This window comes from Aminobacter sp. MET-1 (assembly GCF_026521175.1).
Taxonomy (GTDB): domain Bacteria; phylum Pseudomonadota; class Alphaproteobacteria; order Rhizobiales; family Rhizobiaceae; genus Aminobacter.
The window spans coordinates 1-230 of the sequence record NZ_JAMSHL010000188.1 but is presented as its reverse complement, the minus strand read 5'-3'; the positions used below and the strand labels follow the sequence as shown (position 1 = coordinate 230).

1 protein-coding gene is annotated in these 230 nt (G+C 62.2%); it reads right to left on the bottom strand.

Annotation, left to right across the window (positions count from 1 at the left end; translation table 11 throughout):
- Positions 1-210, bottom strand: a 210-nt coding sequence (locus tag NDO48_RS29570) for an ATP-binding cassette domain-containing protein (protein WP_267322966.1), incomplete at its 3' end; no start/stop codon positions are given.
- Positions 211-230 lie beyond the last annotated feature (20 nt).

The window sequence follows — 230 nt, the reverse complement described above, 5'->3', positions numbered from 1 at the left end:
GGCCTGTACCTGACGACCGAGTACCTCGATACTGCCGCCATCACCGCGTGCCAGGCCGGCCAGATGTCGCAGCAGGGTCGATTTGCCCGAGCCAGAAGCGCCGATCAGCGCTACCATCTCGCCAGGCTGTACCGACAGGGCCAGATCGAACAGCGCCTGTTTACGCCCGAAGGTCTTGTTCAGACGGTCGACTCGAATCACTGCGCTCATGGGCTGGCCCTCTACTATCA